Here is a 15551-nt window from a genome sequence, read left to right as displayed (position 1 = left end):
CCTCAGCCCCCCCTTTTAGCGTTTTCCCCCTCACTCAAGTCACCCTTGGCATTGCCCAAGATGCCGCCTTCCAGTTTTACTACGCTGACACCCTTGATCTGCTCCAAGCTTTAGGGGCAAGGTTAATCGCGGTCTCGCCGCTGCGGGATACCCACTTGCCCACAGGTCTGCATGGTTTGATCTTGGGGGGTGGCTTTCCAGAGGTGTTTGCACCAGAGTTAGCGGCGAATCACTCCTTTCTTGAATCACTGCGGCAGGCCATTCAAGGGGGCTTAGCCATCTATGCCGAGTGTGGCGGCCTTATGTACCTCAGCCAAGGGATCCAAACCTTCGAGGGGCACTACTACCCTTTGGTGGGATACTTGCCGACAGTTGCCCGCATGGGTAAAAAACTCACCCTCGGCTATCGCCAAGCCACGGCTTTACAAACAACGGTGTGTCTGCAGGCAGGAGAGAGGGTTCAAGGCCACGAATTTCACTATTCCTGTTTGAGTGGGCCGCCGCCCGCGCCCCTGTGGCAATTGGATGGTCAAGCAGAGGGCTGGGGCAATTCTCGAATCCACGCCAGTTATCTCCATCTCCATTGGGGCGACCATCCGCAGTGGGCAATTCGCTTTCTTCAGCAGGCAGCAAAGGTTGGATAATGCGACTCACGGGAACGTAATTTTTGAAGGTATTTTTGTAGGGTGGTGTTGGGGACGGTCAATGCCAAGGCAATACCGCTACGGGCTATACCTTTGCCTTGGGCTGCTAGTGACGCTGGGCGTGACTTTTGCCGCTTGGGCAACGGCGCCCTCCCAAAACTTGGAGTATTGGCAGCGGGTGATCCAACAACATCAGCAGCACCAGCAGGCGGTGGGTCAGCAGCGTCAACAACTAGAACGCCTTGAGGCAGCAGCGAGCGATCGCCTTGAGAGTTTGGAAACCAATGTGGACACGACAACGCAGCAGCTAATGGCGGCCAGCGATCGCCTGCAAGCAGCGGAAAAACTGCTCAAAGACCTCAAGGAACAGCAACAAACCCTCAGCCAGCGCTACGAAGCCAGCGTGGCCGTGATTAGCGATCGCCTGCGGCGGCTACAACGCTACCGTGAGATTCCCCAGTGGGCAATGGTCTTTGAGGCGGAAACCCTTAACGATTGGCTTGAGCAGCAGGGGCGTCTGCGTCAGGTCTATGAGCGCGATCGCCAGCACTTGACCGCCTTGGTTCGCGATCGCGAGCGACTTCAGCAGCAGGAGCGACAAATTCAAGTGCAACAGCGCTTCATTCAAGCCCTACGCCAGCAACTGCAACAGCAACAGGCCATCTATGAGCGCGAAGCAGCAAACCAACGGCAACTCATTGCTCGTCTGCGGAGCGATCGCCAAGCCCTTGCCGCTATTGAAGCCCAACTCGCCCGTGATAGTGCCGCCATTCAGCAACTCATTAGCCATCTCCCGAGGGGCGCCCCACCCCTTCCCCGCAGTGGCCGTCTCGCCTACCCGATTCAAGCACCGCTGACCAGTCCCTTTGGTTGGCGGATTCACCCAATTCTAGGCAGGCGGCGATTTCATGCTGGTGTGGACTTTGGCGCTGATTTTGGCACCCTCATCTTTGCTGCTGAAGCGGGCACCGTGATCTTTGCCGGTTGGTTAGGGGGCTACGGCCAAACTGTGATTCTGGATCATGGCGGCGGCATGACGACCCTCTACGCCCATGCCCAGCGGCTCCTAGTACGGGAAGGCCAATTGGTGCAGCAAGGGCAGCCCATTGCTGAGGTTGGCTCGACGGGGCTGTCAACAGGTCCCCACCTCCACTTTGAAGTACGCCTCAACGGCGAACCCAGCGATCCCTTGGCCTATCTCTAGGGGGTTGGCTGCCAAAAAACGCCAATGGCATTATTGACCCGCGTCGTTGTCACCGAATGGCGATCCACCAATACCCCACCCATATACAGAGCGGTTGAACTGCCACCATCCAGATTGACGGCATTGATCAAGCCCAACTCGCGGACAATTTGTGCCCATTCGGCGAGGGTTGGCCCCATACCACCAATACGGTTGTGGGTGGTGACCCAGACAATGCTGCCATCCCTGCGATTGCCCATGGCACTCCGGGGGGCTGCCTGCGCATCTAAACCCACTCCAAATTGCTCCAGTGCCGCATTCAAGACCACTCGCCCCTGATCCACCAGGAGGGGGCCTGCACCGACAATATTGGGAATGCTATGAAAGACAGCGGGCACAGCCGTGGTTTCCAGTTGCACGGAAGCTCCCAGCGGGAAGTTTGCCAAGGCGGAATCAAAGTTACGCGCCACCAGTAGGAAGCCATCTGCGGGAATGGGAACCGTTTGATGGTTATTGATGGGTTGCTGCCCCACCACCTGCTGATTGCGCACTGTGATTACCACTTCACTGCCCGTTTTCCCTTGGTAACTTGCACCCCAACTGGGGGTATAGAGGGCAAGACCGGCTTGGACATAGCCAGAATTAAATGTGACAATGGGCACTGTGCCGGCGGGCGTCCTCACCCACTGCTGCAAACTAAGGCGACCGACAACAATTTGGCCGCGATCGTCCCAGCCAATGGCACCACGATTGAGAATCGGGCCTGAGAGCCAGTTGCCCTCACTGCGAATTGCCCCCAAGGGAGCTTGGCGATCGCGATTAAAGAATCCAGCATTAATGGCGGCTGCGGCTTGCCAGCGTTGAGCCAGTTCGGGTACCGTTGCTAAGCCCACCAAGGTGGTGGGGGTCATTCCGAGGGGACGCAGACGCAGCCCCGGCTGTTGGGGGTTGATGATCAGCAGATCCACAGGAAACTGACGACTGCCGAGGGTAACGGTTTGCTGTTGCCAACGTAGCCCCGGTGCCCATTGAATCGTACGCGGGGGGGGCGCATCACTGCGAAAATCAATCACCAGACGGGTTGGGTTGAGCAGCATCGAGGCCACTGGGCGAGCTGTGCCGGGAATTTGTGTTTCCAGTACGGTGCGATTGGCAGTAGCGGTAACTTTGACATTGGGAATTGTAGCTAACTGGCCGCTGGCTTCAATGGTCAGGCTAAAATCCCGTGGGGTGAGACCAGTGCGGCTAAAGGTGAGCCGATTCACTTGCCAAGGGGTGGGGCGGTCTAATTCAAAGACCCAGCGATCGCCTTGTCGTCCCTGCCGCCAACGGAGAATTCGTGCCGGGGGTGTACTGATCTGCAGCGTATTGCCTTGGGGTTGCACCTGCCACTGGTATTGCTCAATCCACGGTGTAATGTCCAAGTAGCGATACATGCCATTGGCACTAAAGCGCACCGCCAAGGGACTAAATTGTGGCTGAAACCAAGCCACTGGTTGCTGAAACGGGTCTGTAGTATCCCCAAGGAGCACCCCCAAGCGATGGGCAAGGCCACCATCGCTAATCCCTGTGCGCAGTTGATTTTGGTTATCGCGCCACTGCTGCCAAGCCACGGGGTAGTCGCGGCCATTTAAGTTCAGGCGATCACCTTGAATCTCTTGAGCTAATGCGATATTGGCGCTGGAGCTAGCGATCACAATCCCACTGCCAACAACCAGAGAAGCTGACCTTGCAAACACGTCACCGTCCCTACTGAAACGCTATAGTTGACCCTGTAGCCCTGCAGATTGCTCCAGAGCAACGAGGATCAATTTTGGGCAACTCAGTTAGGCCTAATCTGAGGACGAGGACACTTCCTCTGGGGGCGGTGCCACTTGGGGCTGGAACTGGAAGAGGGAATACACCACATTGCGGCGAATCATCACCATCATGTCCAAGAACAATTCATAGCCCTCCCGTTTGTACTCCACCAAGGGATCCTCTTGGCCATAGCCCCGTAGGCCGACCGACTCGCGCAGGGCATCCATTTGTTGGAGGTGCTCCCGCCACAGCAGGTCAATCTGTTGCAGGATAAAGAACCGCTCGGCTTGCCGCATCAGACCCGTTTGGATGCGCTCAATTTCTGCTTCTTTTTGCTCGTAGGCGGTGCGCACTTGCTCATGCAAAAAGGCCTGCATCTCCGGTACGCTCAGATGCGCCAGATGCTCAGGGCGCAGATCCGACAGCAAATAGACAAATTCCTGCACCTTGGCCACCAAGCCCTCTAAATCCCATTCCTCTGGTGGTAGATCAGGATTGACATAGGCGGCAATGATGTCATCCATCGTTTTTTCGGCATACTCCAGCACCCGATCCTTGAGGTCTTCCCCTTCTAGCACCCGCCGCCGCTCAGCATAGATGGCGCGTCGCTGGTTATTCATCACCTCGTCATATTCAAAGACCTGCTTGCGGATGTCGTAATAGTAGGTTTCCACCTTCCGCTGGGCATTTTCCAAGCTGCGGGTGAGGAGTCCCGACTCAATGGGCATATCCTCGTCAACGCGCAGGGCATTCATAATACTGGCGACGCGATCGCCCCCAAAGATGCGCAGTAGGTTATCCTCCAGGCTTAGGAAAAAGCGCGTTGATCCGGGGTCGCCTTGGCGTCCTGCCCGTCCTCGCAACTGGTTATCAATCCGCCGCGATTCATGGCGTTCTGTACCAATCACGTGCAAACCACCGAGGGCCACCACTTCTTCGTGTTCTTTCTTGGTGACCACCTCATATTCTTCGCGGATACGGTTAAAGGCATCCCGCAGGGCTTGAATCACAGGGTCTTGGGTCGGGGCTTTCTCCGAGGCGATCGCCAGCATATCCTCCGCCTGCAACTCCGGCAGACTACGCTCACCATAGGTCTTGACCGCCACATCCACCGCATGGCGCAGCAGCTTTTCCGCATCCTTGCTAATTTCGCATGGGAAGAGTCCCGGTGAGGCTTTCCAATTTTTCTGGGCTGCCTGACTAAAGCCTTGGCCACCCCCGCGAGCCATTTTCAGCCCCAACAGCATCATCGGGTCATCACTGGGGGGCATGACAATGCGAGGCATAAAGTATTCCCGCACCTTGAGGCGTGCCATATAGTCGGCATTCCCCCCCAAGATAATGTCGGTGCCTCGGCCTGCCATGTTGGTTGAGATCGTCACTGCACCCTTGCGGCCGGCTTGGGCAATGATCTCTGACTCCCGCTCCACATTTTCGGGTTTAGCATTCAGCAGGTTATGGGGAATTTCCAACTCCCGCAGCAGTTGGGACAATAGCTCCGACTTTTCAACACTGGTGGTACCCACTAGCACTGGGCGACCCGTAGCGTGAATCTCCGCACATTCAGAGGCCACGGCCAACCATTTACCCCGCTCGGTTTTATAAACCACATCGGGAAAGTCCCGCCGCTGACTGGGGCGATTGGTGGGCACCACCGTCACTTCTAGCTTGTAAATTTTCTCGAATTCCGCCTCTTCAGTCTTGGCGGTACCCGTCATCCCCGCCAACTTCGGATAGAGCAAAAAGAGATTTTGGTAGGTAATTGTGGCGAGGGTTTGGGACTCATTTTGAATTTCGAGGCCTTCTTTGGCTTCGATCGCCTGATGCAGGCCATCACTCCAACGGCGACCCACCATAACCCGTCCCGTGAATTCATCCACAATCACCACTTCACCGTTGCGGACAATGTAGTTCACATCCCGCTGGAAGAGTTCCTTGGCCTTGATGGCATTAAAGATATAGTGTGCCCAAGGGTCTTGGGGGTCATAGAGATCGTTTACCCCCAGCAATTTCTCCGCCTCGATAAACCCCTCATCGGTCATCAGCACATTGCGAGCTTTTTCATCCACCTCGTAGTGCTCGTCCTTTTTTAGAAGACGGGCGACCTCAGCCGCCTTGAGGTACTTCTCGGTGGGACGCTCCACTTGACCTGAAATAATCAGGGGTGTGCGGGCTTCGTCAATCAGTACCGAATCCACCTCGTCAATGATGCAGTAATTGAAGGGACGCTGAACCACCTCGGCCATGGACGTGGCCATATTGTCCCGCAGGTAGTCAAAGCCAATTTCGCTGTTGGTGGCATAGGTGATATCGCAGGCATAGCTTTTCTGCCGCTCTTGGGGAGCCATTTGCTGCTGAATCAGCCCGACCGTCAGACCCAAAAAGCGATGCACCTGCCCCATCCATTCCGCATCCCGCCGTGCCAGATAGTCGTTGACCGTAACAATGTGCACCCCTTTCCCCGTCAGGGCATTCAGGTAGGCTGGCAGCGTGGCCACGAGGGTTTTCCCTTCCCCCGTTTTCATTTCGGCAATCTGGCCATCGTGGAGAATCATGCCACCGATGAGCTGGACATCAAAGTGGCGCATCCCCAGTACCCGTCGCGAGGCTTCGCGCACCACGGCAAAGGCCTCGGGCAGCAAATCATCGAGGGTCTCGCCATTGTCGAGTCGCTGCCGAAACTCAGCCGTTTTCGCCTGTAGCTCACTATCGCTTAGGGGCTGAATTTGCTCCTCTAGCAGGTTGATCTCGACCACAAGGGGTTGATACTTTTTAACCTTGCGCTGATTGGGATCGCCAAATAGGGCTTTCAGCATGCGACAGGCACCATGGATACAAAGCTATACATTTTAATCGTATAGCAACTGCAAGTTCCTCGCTGCCTAGACATATTGGCTGATGTCCTCTTGGCAGACATCGCTGAGGTAGGTGAGGGCACGAAACCGCAGCATCACGACCTCCTCATAAAAGGGATTGAGTTTACACAGGGGGGGAATGGTGATTACTGGCCGACCAAAGAAGGAAAGGGTGCGGGCAAAGGGACATTGAGCTGGGATGAGGCGGCAAATGCGGTGGGCGATCGCTGGCGTTGTAATCGGATAAGTCATTAACCACTGACGGATTTTGGTCATTAACGAAGTGGGCGTGCGGTGGGCAAGCAGTTGATTCATAGGGCTGTCCTCACAATTGCGCATACCCTCACGGTAAAATATAATTCGGGCAAATAACAATACGCTTTTAATATAAAAAATTTTTATAAGTAATAAGCATTGCTAAACTTGCAGCCGGTTCAGGTGAGGACTCGCCGTCCTTCAGCTCAGCAGAGTGCTAAACTGTTCAGCAACTCAAACTCTAATGAAGTTTTGTCTAGAAATTCTTCAATTGCTTGCATAAACTCATTTACCGCTTTTACCCATTATCTTGGCCTTGCTGGAATTCGTTAAGGAAGATACTCAATGCCTCCACTGGTTGCTAACTACTACCTGACCTATCGCTGTAACGCCCGCTGCCACTTTTGCGACATTTGGGCACTAGAGCCAGGCAAAGAAGCTGATTTTAGCGCCATCCAAACCAATCTCCGCGATTTGAAACGTCTGGGCGTGAAATATGTGGACTTTACGGGGGGTGAACCGCTGCTGCGTGCCGATGCCCCAGCCATTTACCGTGAAGCCAAGCGTCTTGGTTTCATGACCAGCATGACGACAAACACGATTCTCTATCCCCGCCGTGCCAAGGAAATTCAGGGCTTGGTGGATTTCTTGAACTTCTCCCTCGATGGGCCTGATGCGGCCACCCATGATCAGTCGCGGGGCGTGAAAATTTTTGACACGCTGGTGGAGTCCGTCAAAATTGCCCTTGAGCTTGGCGAATATCCAGTGCTAAACCACACCGTCACTGCCCAAAATTATGAACGAATTGGTGAAGTGGCCGAATTTGCCCAAAGTCTAGGGGTACGGGTTTGGCTGAACCCCGCTTTTACAGCCCATGAAAACTACAACGACAAGAAGAACCCCACCCCTGAAATTGCTGACCACATTGAAGAAAATGCGAAGAAGTATAACAATGTTGGTTACAATAAGGCAGCATTAGCCCTCATCCGTGCGGGGGGAAACAATACCCAAAATCCCCGTTGCAAGGCGGTGGATGCAGTCATTGCCATTTCCCCCAATGATGAGTTGCTGCTACCGTGCTACCACTTTGCGCAGAAGGGAGTCCCCATCAACGGTCGCCTGTACGAACTGTACAAGTCCTCCGAAGTGGTAGAGGAGTATCGCCGCTCCCAAGGCCGACTCTCCGTCTGCGAAGGCTGCACCGTGTGGTGTTATCTCATTCCCAGCTTCTTTAAGGGAGTGGATAAGTACTGGTTTCTCAATCAGGTGACCTATGCCGGAGAATTCCTGGCCCGAAAACAGTTTCTACAACGAAGCCGATCCCCTCGACGAACTCCTGTCGGAGTGGGTTGATGCCCCAGAGAGTCCTCCATTACAACCACGTTCTGAGGGTCGCCGTCGCAAGGCTTTCCTGGCGCTCTCTCTGATTTGGGGGAGTACGATCGCCCTGCATCTGATTGTGGGTGGTATTTGGCTCATCTATGCCCTAACGTTGCTAATGAGCTTGCAAACGCTGCGCTACTGGCGAGCCAAGCCACAAACACTACCTGCATTAGAGGCCACAGAAAGGGTGCAGCCAATGGTGTCTTTGGTGGTGGCGGCCAAAAATGAAGAGGCGGTGATTGGTCGCCTAGTGAAAAACCTTTGCCGCTTGGACTATCCCCACTATGAAGTGTGGATTATTGATGACAACAGTAGCGATCGCACCCCCGATATTTTGAGTGAACTACAAAAGCAGTATCCTTGCCTCAAGGTGCTGCGGCGGCTGCCGGGGGCGGGGGGCGGCAAATCCGGTGCCCTCAATCAAGTCCTGCCCTTGACACGGGGAGAAATTATTGGTGTCTTTGATGCCGATGCCACGGTACCCCAAGATTTACTGCAAGAGGTGGTCAGCCGCTTTCAAGTGGCCAGTGTTGGCGCGGTGCAAGTGCGCAAAGCGATTAGTAATGCCGACATCAATGTGCTGACCCAGGGTCAAGCTGCAGAAATGATCCTTGATGCCTACTATCAACAGCAGCGGGTGGCCTGTGGCGGCATGGGAGAACTGCGGGGCAACGGCCAATTTGTGCGGCGGCAAGCCCTAGAGCGCTGCGGTGGCTGGAATGAAGAAACGATTACTGACGATCTGGATCTTAGTCTGAAGCTGCATCTTCACGGTTGGCAGATTGACGTGCTAATGAATCCAGCGGTACAGGAGGAGGGCGTGACCACACTAGTGGCACTGTGGCACCAACGCAATCGCTGGGGCGAGGGCGGCTACCAAAGCTATCTCGACTACTGGCAACCCTTGCTGCGCAATCGCCTGGGCTGGCAAAAAAGTTGGGATGTGTTCTGCTGGTTTTTGATCAAATATGCCATTCCCACGGCCACAATCCCCGACCTGCTGATGGCCGTACTGCGTCACCGTAGCCCCCTGTTGGTGCCCCTAACCACACTGAGCTTTACGATTTCGATGGTGGGGATGTTGCGGGGCATTCCTCAGGCACAATCGGTGAGCATCTGGCAACTCTTTTGGCAGAGTTTGCGGGGAACCCTGTATATGCTCCATTGGTTACCAGTGGTAAGTACAACCACGCTGCGCATGGCAGTACGGGCGAAGCGTCTCAAGTGGGTGAAAACTGTGCACCACGGCGTCTAAAGCTAAACATTGGCCAAAAAAAGATCAGTGCGGCGACAACCTTGAGCTAGGCTAGGAGCAGAGTTTTGACTGGTTCTGCCATGTCTCGCAATACCAACCTGCTGCCCTTGCTGGTGTCTCTTGTCGTCACCTGTGGTCTATTGGGGGTGGGGGCAGTGCTCGTGATTCGGTTACTGGGCAATCAAAATCCCCTCCAACAGCTGACTGAAAACTTGGGGGTACCCCAGAGTACACCCGAGAGGGCCGGTGCCAATTTCAGCGATGTCAGCAATGTTCCCAGTGGCACGTTTCAATACGGGGGCAGTACGACGTGGGCACCGATTCGCCGTGATGTGGATCCCCTGATTCAAGCGGCTTGGCCGAATTTTCGTCTGCGCTACACGGATCCACCCACAGGGACACCGGGGTCGGGCAGTGGCATTCGCATGTTAATGAATAATCAACTGGCCTTTGCCCAGTCTTCCCGCCCCCTCAATGAGCAGGAGCGGCAGCAGGCGCAGAGTCAAGGGGTGAAATTGCTGGAATTACCGGTGGCGATCGATGGCATCGCGATTGCCGTTAATCCCAACCTCCAGATTCCCGGTCTCACTGTGCAACAAGTGGTTGATATTTACACGGGTAAACTGACGAACTGGAGCCAAGTAGGCGGTCCGAATCTGGCCATTACCCCCTTTTCACGGCGGCTTGAAGATGGCGGAACGGTAGAGTTTTTCGTCCAAGATGTCTTGGGCAACCAGCCATTCAGTCCCAAGGTGGTGAGGGTGCGGGATACGACGGATGCCCTACGGCGTGTGGGGGCAACCACCGGCGGCATTTACTATGCCTCGGCACCGGAAATTGTTGGTCAGTGCAGTGTGCGGCCCTTGCCCTTGGGGCGGCAGCTCAATCAGTACGTTCCTCCCTATCAGGAACCCTATGTGGATCCTGCCCAATGTCCACAGCGGCGGAATACATTGAACTATCGTGCCTTTCAGGATGGCAGTTACCCCATTACCCGTCGCCTGTTTGTCATTGCCAAGGATGAGAATAGCCCAGATGCCCAAGCGGGTCGCGCCTACGCAGCTCTGTTATTGACGGATCAGGGACAAACGGCCATTGAAAAAGCGGGGTATGTTCGCTTGCGTTAGGGGGTGTGATGTTTGATAGGCCCTTGAATCGAACCTATGAACGGATGATGGTGGCGATCGCCAGCCTTAATTTCGTTGTGGTGCTTTTTGACCTCACCTACATTCCGCTGCGGGATTTTTGGCTATTGGGTAAGGTGCGCATTCCCCTGATTCAGCGGGTCATTTATCTACCTCAGCCCTTGCAAATCACTCCCCTGTACGATCCCATCAAGGGCATAGAACCCCACCGCGCCACCCAAGCATATATTGAAACCGTCGCCAAGCTGCGGCAGACAATTGCCGAGCAGGGGGTAGATGCCCCAGCCACCCAAGAGTTACTGGCTCAGTTGCGCCAACAAAGTTCAACGATGGTGGACACCAACCCCTTTGCATTGGCCAATAAGACGGGTACCCTCGAACAAATTAAGAACCTGATGCGGCTGAAGGTCTTTGGTCGTCGCGATGCTTCCTCAAAACAATCCTTCGAGCGATTTTGGAGTCCAGAGTATATCAGTGCACAGAACTGGCAGACCAACCTTGCTTGGTTTGAGCAGCAAATTATCCCCCTGATGGCCACGAACTATTGGCGTCGCTACGGTGAGGATGGCAACTTCATTGACCACTTTGATACCATTGATGTTCCCTTCAATCTCCTGTTTTTGCTTGAATTCCTGGGACGCACGTTCTGGCTGAGTCGGCAATATCGCGGTGCCCGCTGGCGGGATGCCATGTTCTGGCGCTGGTACGATGTGCTGCTCTTTTTTCCTTTTTGGTGGCTGGCACCTACTTGGGCGTGGCTACGGATTATCCCGGTCACGATTCGCCTTGATCAAGCAGATATTATTTGCCTTGATAGCCTCGAACGGCAGGCCTCTCAGGGCTTGGTGGCAGCGATCGCCACCGATATTTCGGAAGTGGTTGTCTTGCAAGTCCTGACACAACTGCAAAAAGCAATCCGTCACGGCCAATTTAGTCGCTGGCTACCCCGTGTCTCTGGTGTCGGAGGGAGCAAGAAGACTCTCAATGACATTGATGAACTGGCGGAACTGGCGGCCTTGGTTGTGCAGGTGGTGATTTACCGCGTGGTACCGCAATTGCGACCAGAAGTGGAAAGCTTAGTGGCCTACAGTGTCGATCAAGTGCTGCGGCAAGCACCCCCCTATCGGCGGCTCTTGGAGGTGCCATCCCTTGAGGCCTTACCCATCCACTGGCGCCAATTCCTTGCCAAGGAGATTAGCGATCGCCTCTTTCTGCTATTGGAGCAAGCCAGCAAAAACCAAGGCAATCCAACCCGCGAAGGCGCATTACTGGTGAGTCAACTGGTGCAAAAATTTGGCCAAACCCTCAGCGCCGAACTCCAAGAGGAACAGGTGGGCAAGGTGATTCAAGACCTGCTGGTGATGTGGCTAGAGGAAATCAAAATTAATTTTGTACGGCAGACCCATATTGAAGGCATTGAAACGGTTTTGGATGAAACCCGTGCCCTGCAGCAAAGCTTAGAACAGGGACAGGGACGGCTCAAACCTTAGGCGATTCAAGGGGTTGGAGCAGCCACAGAGCGGTGTAGGTGGTGTCATTGGGAGTCGGTTGGATGAGGAGAAAGTGCAGACCTTGAGTGGATCGCAGGCGATCGTGAAAGAGTTCTCCCGCTTTGGCAATCTCAGCATTGTCAAATGTCAAAAAGACCCAGCGATCGCGCAGGCCACTGTGCAACACCACCCCGCAGGGCCGCCCCGGCACAAACTCCAAGCGATAGGGCACCTGCTCTTGCAACCACCGCGCCAGCTGCAGGGACTTGCGACCACCGTAGAGAATAATGCCCGGAATCAGCGTATCGGGAGCTAAGCCCAAAGCCTCTGGCAACATTGCCATTTCAAAGGCCAGAATCCGCAGCGGATATTGCATCAGTTGTTCCAACTCGGGGGGAGTAATTGCTGCAAATTGCCAAGAGTCTCCCCAAAGATCCTCTGGCAGTGGCAATGGCGGCGGCTGCTCGATCGCCAAGGGATCGTAGGCTTCACCCGTATAGGTTTTCAGGCTTGGATACTCCTGAGCGCGCTGGCGCAGGTAGGTCTTGAGGGCAGGGGTGCGGCGCGTGGCTTCAAGGGGAATATTCAGTTCTTGGCAAGCCAGTTCCACTAAGCTTAAACTCTGGGGGCGAAAAACTTGGATGCGCTCTGGTAAAGGCTGACCACAATCTTTGAACTCTGTAGCCAGCCATGAACTGCTCACCAGTGGCTCCGGGCAAAAAGTCGAATAGTAAAAATTGTCTTCAGGGCTGCAAATCACCAGTTCCCACAGATCAAGACCACTGGGGGTACGCAACGGCCGACGATAAAGGTCAACTTGCCAACAGGACATCGACGGAACGGATGAGCAAAAAGAGATGACAGCCCTTTTCAGAAGCACCACGCGCGATCGCCCAGTTTGGCGGATAAACGCTAAGACGAACCCCTACGCTGAGGCATCGATCTGAACAAAGGCTGTATCTTGCTATTGTGCCTCTTTTTTTCTAATTTGTTTGTGTTTTTCGCTTGACTTCCCTCTATACCTAGGCCACAACTTTGCCCCGAAAGACGAGGTAATTATAGAGGTTATAAGCCAGCATAATCGGGATTAAGAAAGCGACGAAAATCAGCATAAAGACTTGGGCACTAGGAGAGGCTGAAGCTTCGTATATGGTGACGCTGGGGGGAATGATGTTCGGGAAAATGACAAAGCCCAAGCCAATAAATGACATCAGAAAAAGCAAAAATGTCCACACCAAGGGCATGACTTCTTCACGCTTTTGTAAACTACGCAGCAATAGAAAAATCAGCAAGATACCCAGCAGTGGAATGGCGGCAAAGATGTAGAACAGGGGTGGTTGAAACAGTTGGGCACGCAGGTGCTCATGGAAAATGGGGGCGCTAATGGTAATCAACACAGCACCGATAAACGTTGTCCAAGCTGCAATGGTGGCCGTGCGGTAGTGGGTTTGCTGCAACTCACCTGTGGTTTTGTAAATTAGATAGGCTGACCCAATCAGTACATAGCCCTGAATCAGGGTCAGCGCCACCAACACCGAGGGCCATGTCAGCCAATCCCACATGCCGCCCGCAAAGTGACCCGCTGCATCTACTTTGATGCCCTCAAAAACAGTGCCCACCGCAAAGCCCTGCCCCAAGGCGGCCAAGAAACTGCCAATGCCAAAGGCAAGGTTCCACACCCGTTTATTATTGGCATTCTCGCGAAACTCGAAGGACACTGCCCGCAAAATCAGCCCCACCACCATAATCACTGCGGGCAGGTAAAGGGCATTGAGGATTGTGGCATAGGCCAAGGGAAAAGCACCAAATAGCGACCCACCCATCAGTACCAACCACGTCTCATTGGCATCCCAAACATTGCCAAGGCTGGTCATGAGGATATTGCGGCGCCGTTCATCGCTACTGGTGAGGGAGAGAATGCCAATGCCAAGGTCAAACCCATCCAGCAGAATGTAGAGAAACAGGAAAAGACCGAGGATAAAAAACCACACCTGAGGTAGAAAGTGTTCTAAGGGGGCAAGGGGATTGGGTTCCATAGCGATTTCCTTATTGCTGAGTCTCCAAGGGACGGCGATCAGGTTGGTGTTCTGCCAGTTTGATGCGAATTTCCAGCTCTTGCGCATTTGCTTGGCCGGGGACTGGCAAAGCAACGTTGGGACCTTTTTGAATAATGCGACTGCCAAAGAAAAGAGCCGCAAAGAAGAAAATCGTGTAGAGGGCAACCAAGCCACTGAGGGAAAAGAGCACCACTTGGGGGGGTAAATCGGAAGCGGCTTCAACCGTCCGCAACTGACCATAGACAATCCACGGTTGACGCCCGACACAGCGCACAATCCAGCCCGCTTCGACGGCAAGGTACCCCAAAGGCCCTGCAAAGATCCAGCCCCACCAGAGCCACTTGTAATGACGCAGGCGATCGCCCTCGAGGCCCGTGCGCCACCAGACAAAAATCGTCGCGATCGCCAGAGCAGCGAGGTACAGACCTATGGCCACCATCAGGCGAAAGGAATAGTAAATTAGGCCAATCAAATGGGGGCGATCGCTGGGTGCCCACTCCTTCAAGCCCAGAATCGGGGTGTCTAGCTTGGGCTTCAGTTCCAATAGATAGCTCAGCAGGCCGGGAATTTTCACTTCCAAGGTATTTGCTTGGGCGGCCTCATTGGGGAAGGCAATCACACTCCAGTCTGCAGGGGTACCCGCTGGCACTGTTTCCCACAGGGCTTCCATGGCGGCTAATTTGGCGGGTTGGTAGTGATAGACCTGCTCAGCACTCAGGTGGCCGACAAACACCTGTAGGGGGGCAATCACCAAGGCCATGACCAACACCACCTTCAGGGATTTGGTAAAGAAATTGGGCAGGCGGTTTTGCAGCAAATACCAAGCACTGATGCCACCGATCACAAAAAGCGACGTTTCGAGGGTGGCAAAGAACATGTGGGCAAAGCTTTTGACCATGAAGGGGTTGGCGATTGCTTGGAAGTAGTCCTGAACGCGGAACTTACCCTCGACAAAGACGCCGCCGGCAGGGGTCTGGAGCCATGAGTTGGCGGCGAGAATCCAAAAGGTAGAGAGGTTCGCACCAAAGGCGACACAGATGGTCGAAATCCAATGCATCACTGGCGGTACCCGCTGCCAGCCAAAAATCATAATGCCCAAGAAGCTGGCTTCCAGCATGAAGGCCATGGTGCCCTCAAAGCCCAAAACAGTGCCAAAGAAATCCCCTACGGATTCAGAGAAGGGCGCCCAGTTCAGACCAAATTGAAAGGCCATCGGCAACCCCGAAGCCACACCAATCCCGAAGTTGAGGATGTACAGCTTTGACCAAAAGCGCGCATGGTGATAGTAGGTTAGGTTCTTGGTTTTCAGCCATAGCCCCTCAATGACCACGAGGTAAATACTCATGCCCGTCGTCAAGACTGGCCAGAGCATGTGGAAAATGGCCGTGAGGGCAAACTGCCAACGGGAGAGAACAACGGTGTCGAGGCTATCCAGTGTCATAAGACCACCTAGGGGTTGACCTGCCTTACTTTTAGCAATGCCT

General features: G+C 54.3%; 11 protein-coding genes and 1 pseudogene. 6 read left to right on the top strand and 6 right to left on the bottom strand.

Translation table 11 applies throughout. The features are described from left to right. Both IGQ15_RS04195 and IGQ15_RS04190 read left to right on the top strand, forming a co-directional pair. A pseudogene (locus tag IGQ15_RS04195) lies at nt 1-644 on the top strand (cobyrinic acid a,c-diamide synthase); the annotation flags it as partial. Between the two features lie 61 nt (nt 645-705). Then, nucleotides 706-1848, top strand: a complete 1143-nt coding sequence (locus IGQ15_RS04190; protein WP_297048925.1) for a M23 family metallopeptidase — start codon at nt 706-708, stop codon at nt 1846-1848. On the opposite strand, the gene IGQ15_RS04185 is transcribed toward IGQ15_RS04190, so the two are convergent. The 3 genes from IGQ15_RS04185 to IGQ15_RS04175 form a co-directional block, all read right to left on the bottom strand. Beyond that, nucleotides 1845-3566 (bottom strand): phosphodiester glycosidase family protein, encoded by a 1722-nt coding sequence (locus IGQ15_RS04185; RefSeq protein WP_297048923.1) that lies wholly within the window; start codon nt 3564-3566, stop codon nt 1845-1847. The two genes, IGQ15_RS04190 and IGQ15_RS04185, sit on opposite strands and share 4 nt — an antisense overlap. A gap of 93 nt (nt 3567-3659) precedes the next feature. Then, the gene (secA, locus tag IGQ15_RS04180; RefSeq protein ID WP_297048921.1) at nt 3660-6443 is read right to left on the bottom strand and encodes a preprotein translocase subunit SecA; all 2784 of its coding nucleotides are present in this window, start codon (nt 6441-6443) and stop codon (nt 3660-3662) included. Nucleotides 6444-6509: 66 nt separating this feature from the next. After that, nucleotides 6510-6821, bottom strand: a complete 312-nt coding sequence (locus IGQ15_RS04175; protein WP_363315777.1) for a Mo-dependent nitrogenase C-terminal domain-containing protein — start codon at nt 6819-6821, stop codon at nt 6510-6512. 261 nt (nt 6822-7082) lie between these two features. On the opposite strand from IGQ15_RS04175, the gene IGQ15_RS04170 reads away from it, so the two are divergent. The 4 genes from IGQ15_RS04170 to IGQ15_RS04155 all read left to right on the top strand — a co-directional run bounded on the left by IGQ15_RS04170 (nt 7083) and on the right by IGQ15_RS04155 (nt 12010). After that, nucleotides 7083-8090, top strand: coding sequence for a radical SAM protein (locus IGQ15_RS04170; protein WP_297048917.1), 1008 nt, complete (start codon nt 7083-7085; stop codon nt 8088-8090). Continuing rightward, nucleotides 8011-9375: a glycosyltransferase family 2 protein gene (locus IGQ15_RS04165; RefSeq protein WP_297048915.1), complete on the top strand. Its 1365-nt coding sequence runs from the start codon at nt 8011-8013 to the stop codon at nt 9373-9375. The genes IGQ15_RS04170 and IGQ15_RS04165 overlap by 80 nt, the downstream gene beginning before the upstream one ends. Nucleotides 9376-9455: 80 nt before the next feature. Next, on the top strand, nt 9456-10502 hold the full coding sequence (locus IGQ15_RS04160) for a PstS family phosphate ABC transporter substrate-binding protein (RefSeq protein ID WP_363315779.1): 1047 nt from the start codon (nt 9456-9458) through the stop codon (nt 10500-10502). A gap of 8 nt (nt 10503-10510) precedes the next feature. Further along, on the top strand, nt 10511-12010 hold the full coding sequence (locus IGQ15_RS04155; protein WP_297048912.1) for a hypothetical protein: 1500 nt from the start codon (nt 10511-10513) through the stop codon (nt 12008-12010). Here IGQ15_RS04155 and IGQ15_RS04150 read toward each other — a convergent pair. The 3 genes from IGQ15_RS04150 to IGQ15_RS04140 form a co-directional block, all read right to left on the bottom strand. After that, entirely contained in the window at nt 12000-12842 is an 843-nt protein-coding gene (locus IGQ15_RS04150; RefSeq protein WP_297048909.1) for a Tab2/Atab2 family RNA-binding protein, read from the bottom strand. The genes IGQ15_RS04155 and IGQ15_RS04150 overlap by 11 nt on opposite strands. Before the next feature lie 190 nt (nt 12843-13032). Further along, the gene (cydB, locus tag IGQ15_RS04145) at nt 13033-14046 is read right to left on the bottom strand and encodes a cytochrome d ubiquinol oxidase subunit II (protein ID WP_297048908.1); all 1014 of its coding nucleotides are present in this window, start codon (nt 14044-14046) and stop codon (nt 13033-13035) included. 10 nt (nt 14047-14056) lie between these two features. Further along, nucleotides 14057-15502 carry a cytochrome ubiquinol oxidase subunit I gene (locus IGQ15_RS04140; protein ID WP_363315778.1) on the bottom strand — a complete coding sequence of 482 codons (1446 nt, stop codon included), beginning with the start codon at nt 15500-15502 and terminating at the stop codon, nt 14057-14059. Nucleotides 15503-15551 lie beyond the last annotated feature (49 nt).

The organism is Thermosynechococcus sp. M98_K2018_005, from assembly GCF_015295825.1.
Classification (GTDB): Bacteria; Cyanobacteriota; Cyanobacteriia; order Thermosynechococcales; family Thermosynechococcaceae; genus Thermosynechococcus.
The sequence above is the reverse complement of the archived record's forward strand: the minus strand, read 5'-3'. Positions and strand labels throughout refer to the sequence as shown.

Bases quoted from the DNA above. Each gene is read 5' to 3' on its own strand.
- IGQ15_RS04190 (WP_297048925.1), top strand. From the start codon at position 706: ATGCCAAGGCAATACCGCTACGGGCTATACCTTTGCCTTGGGCTGCTA.
- secA (WP_297048921.1), bottom strand. From the start codon at position 6,443: ATGCTGAAAGCCCTATTTGGCGATCCCAATCAGCGCAAGGTTAAAAAG.
- IGQ15_RS04175 (WP_363315777.1), bottom strand. From the start codon at position 6,821: ATGCGCAATTGTGAGGACAGCCCTATGAATCAACTGCTTGCCCACCGC.
- IGQ15_RS04170 (WP_297048917.1), top strand. From the start codon at position 7,083: ATGCCTCCACTGGTTGCTAACTACTACCTGACCTATCGCTGTAACGCC.
- IGQ15_RS04165 (WP_297048915.1), top strand. From the start codon at position 8,011: ATGCCGGAGAATTCCTGGCCCGAAAACAGTTTCTACAACGAAGCCGAT.
- IGQ15_RS04160 (WP_363315779.1), top strand. From the start codon at position 9,456: ATGTCTCGCAATACCAACCTGCTGCCCTTGCTGGTGTCTCTTGTCGTC.
- IGQ15_RS04155 (WP_297048912.1), top strand. From the start codon at position 10,511: ATGTTTGATAGGCCCTTGAATCGAACCTATGAACGGATGATGGTGGCG.
- IGQ15_RS04150 (WP_297048909.1), bottom strand. From the start codon at position 12,842: ATGTCCTGTTGGCAAGTTGACCTTTATCGTCGGCCGTTGCGTACCCCC.
- cydB (WP_297048908.1), bottom strand. From the start codon at position 14,046: ATGGAACCCAATCCCCTTGCCCCCTTAGAACACTTTCTACCTCAGGTG.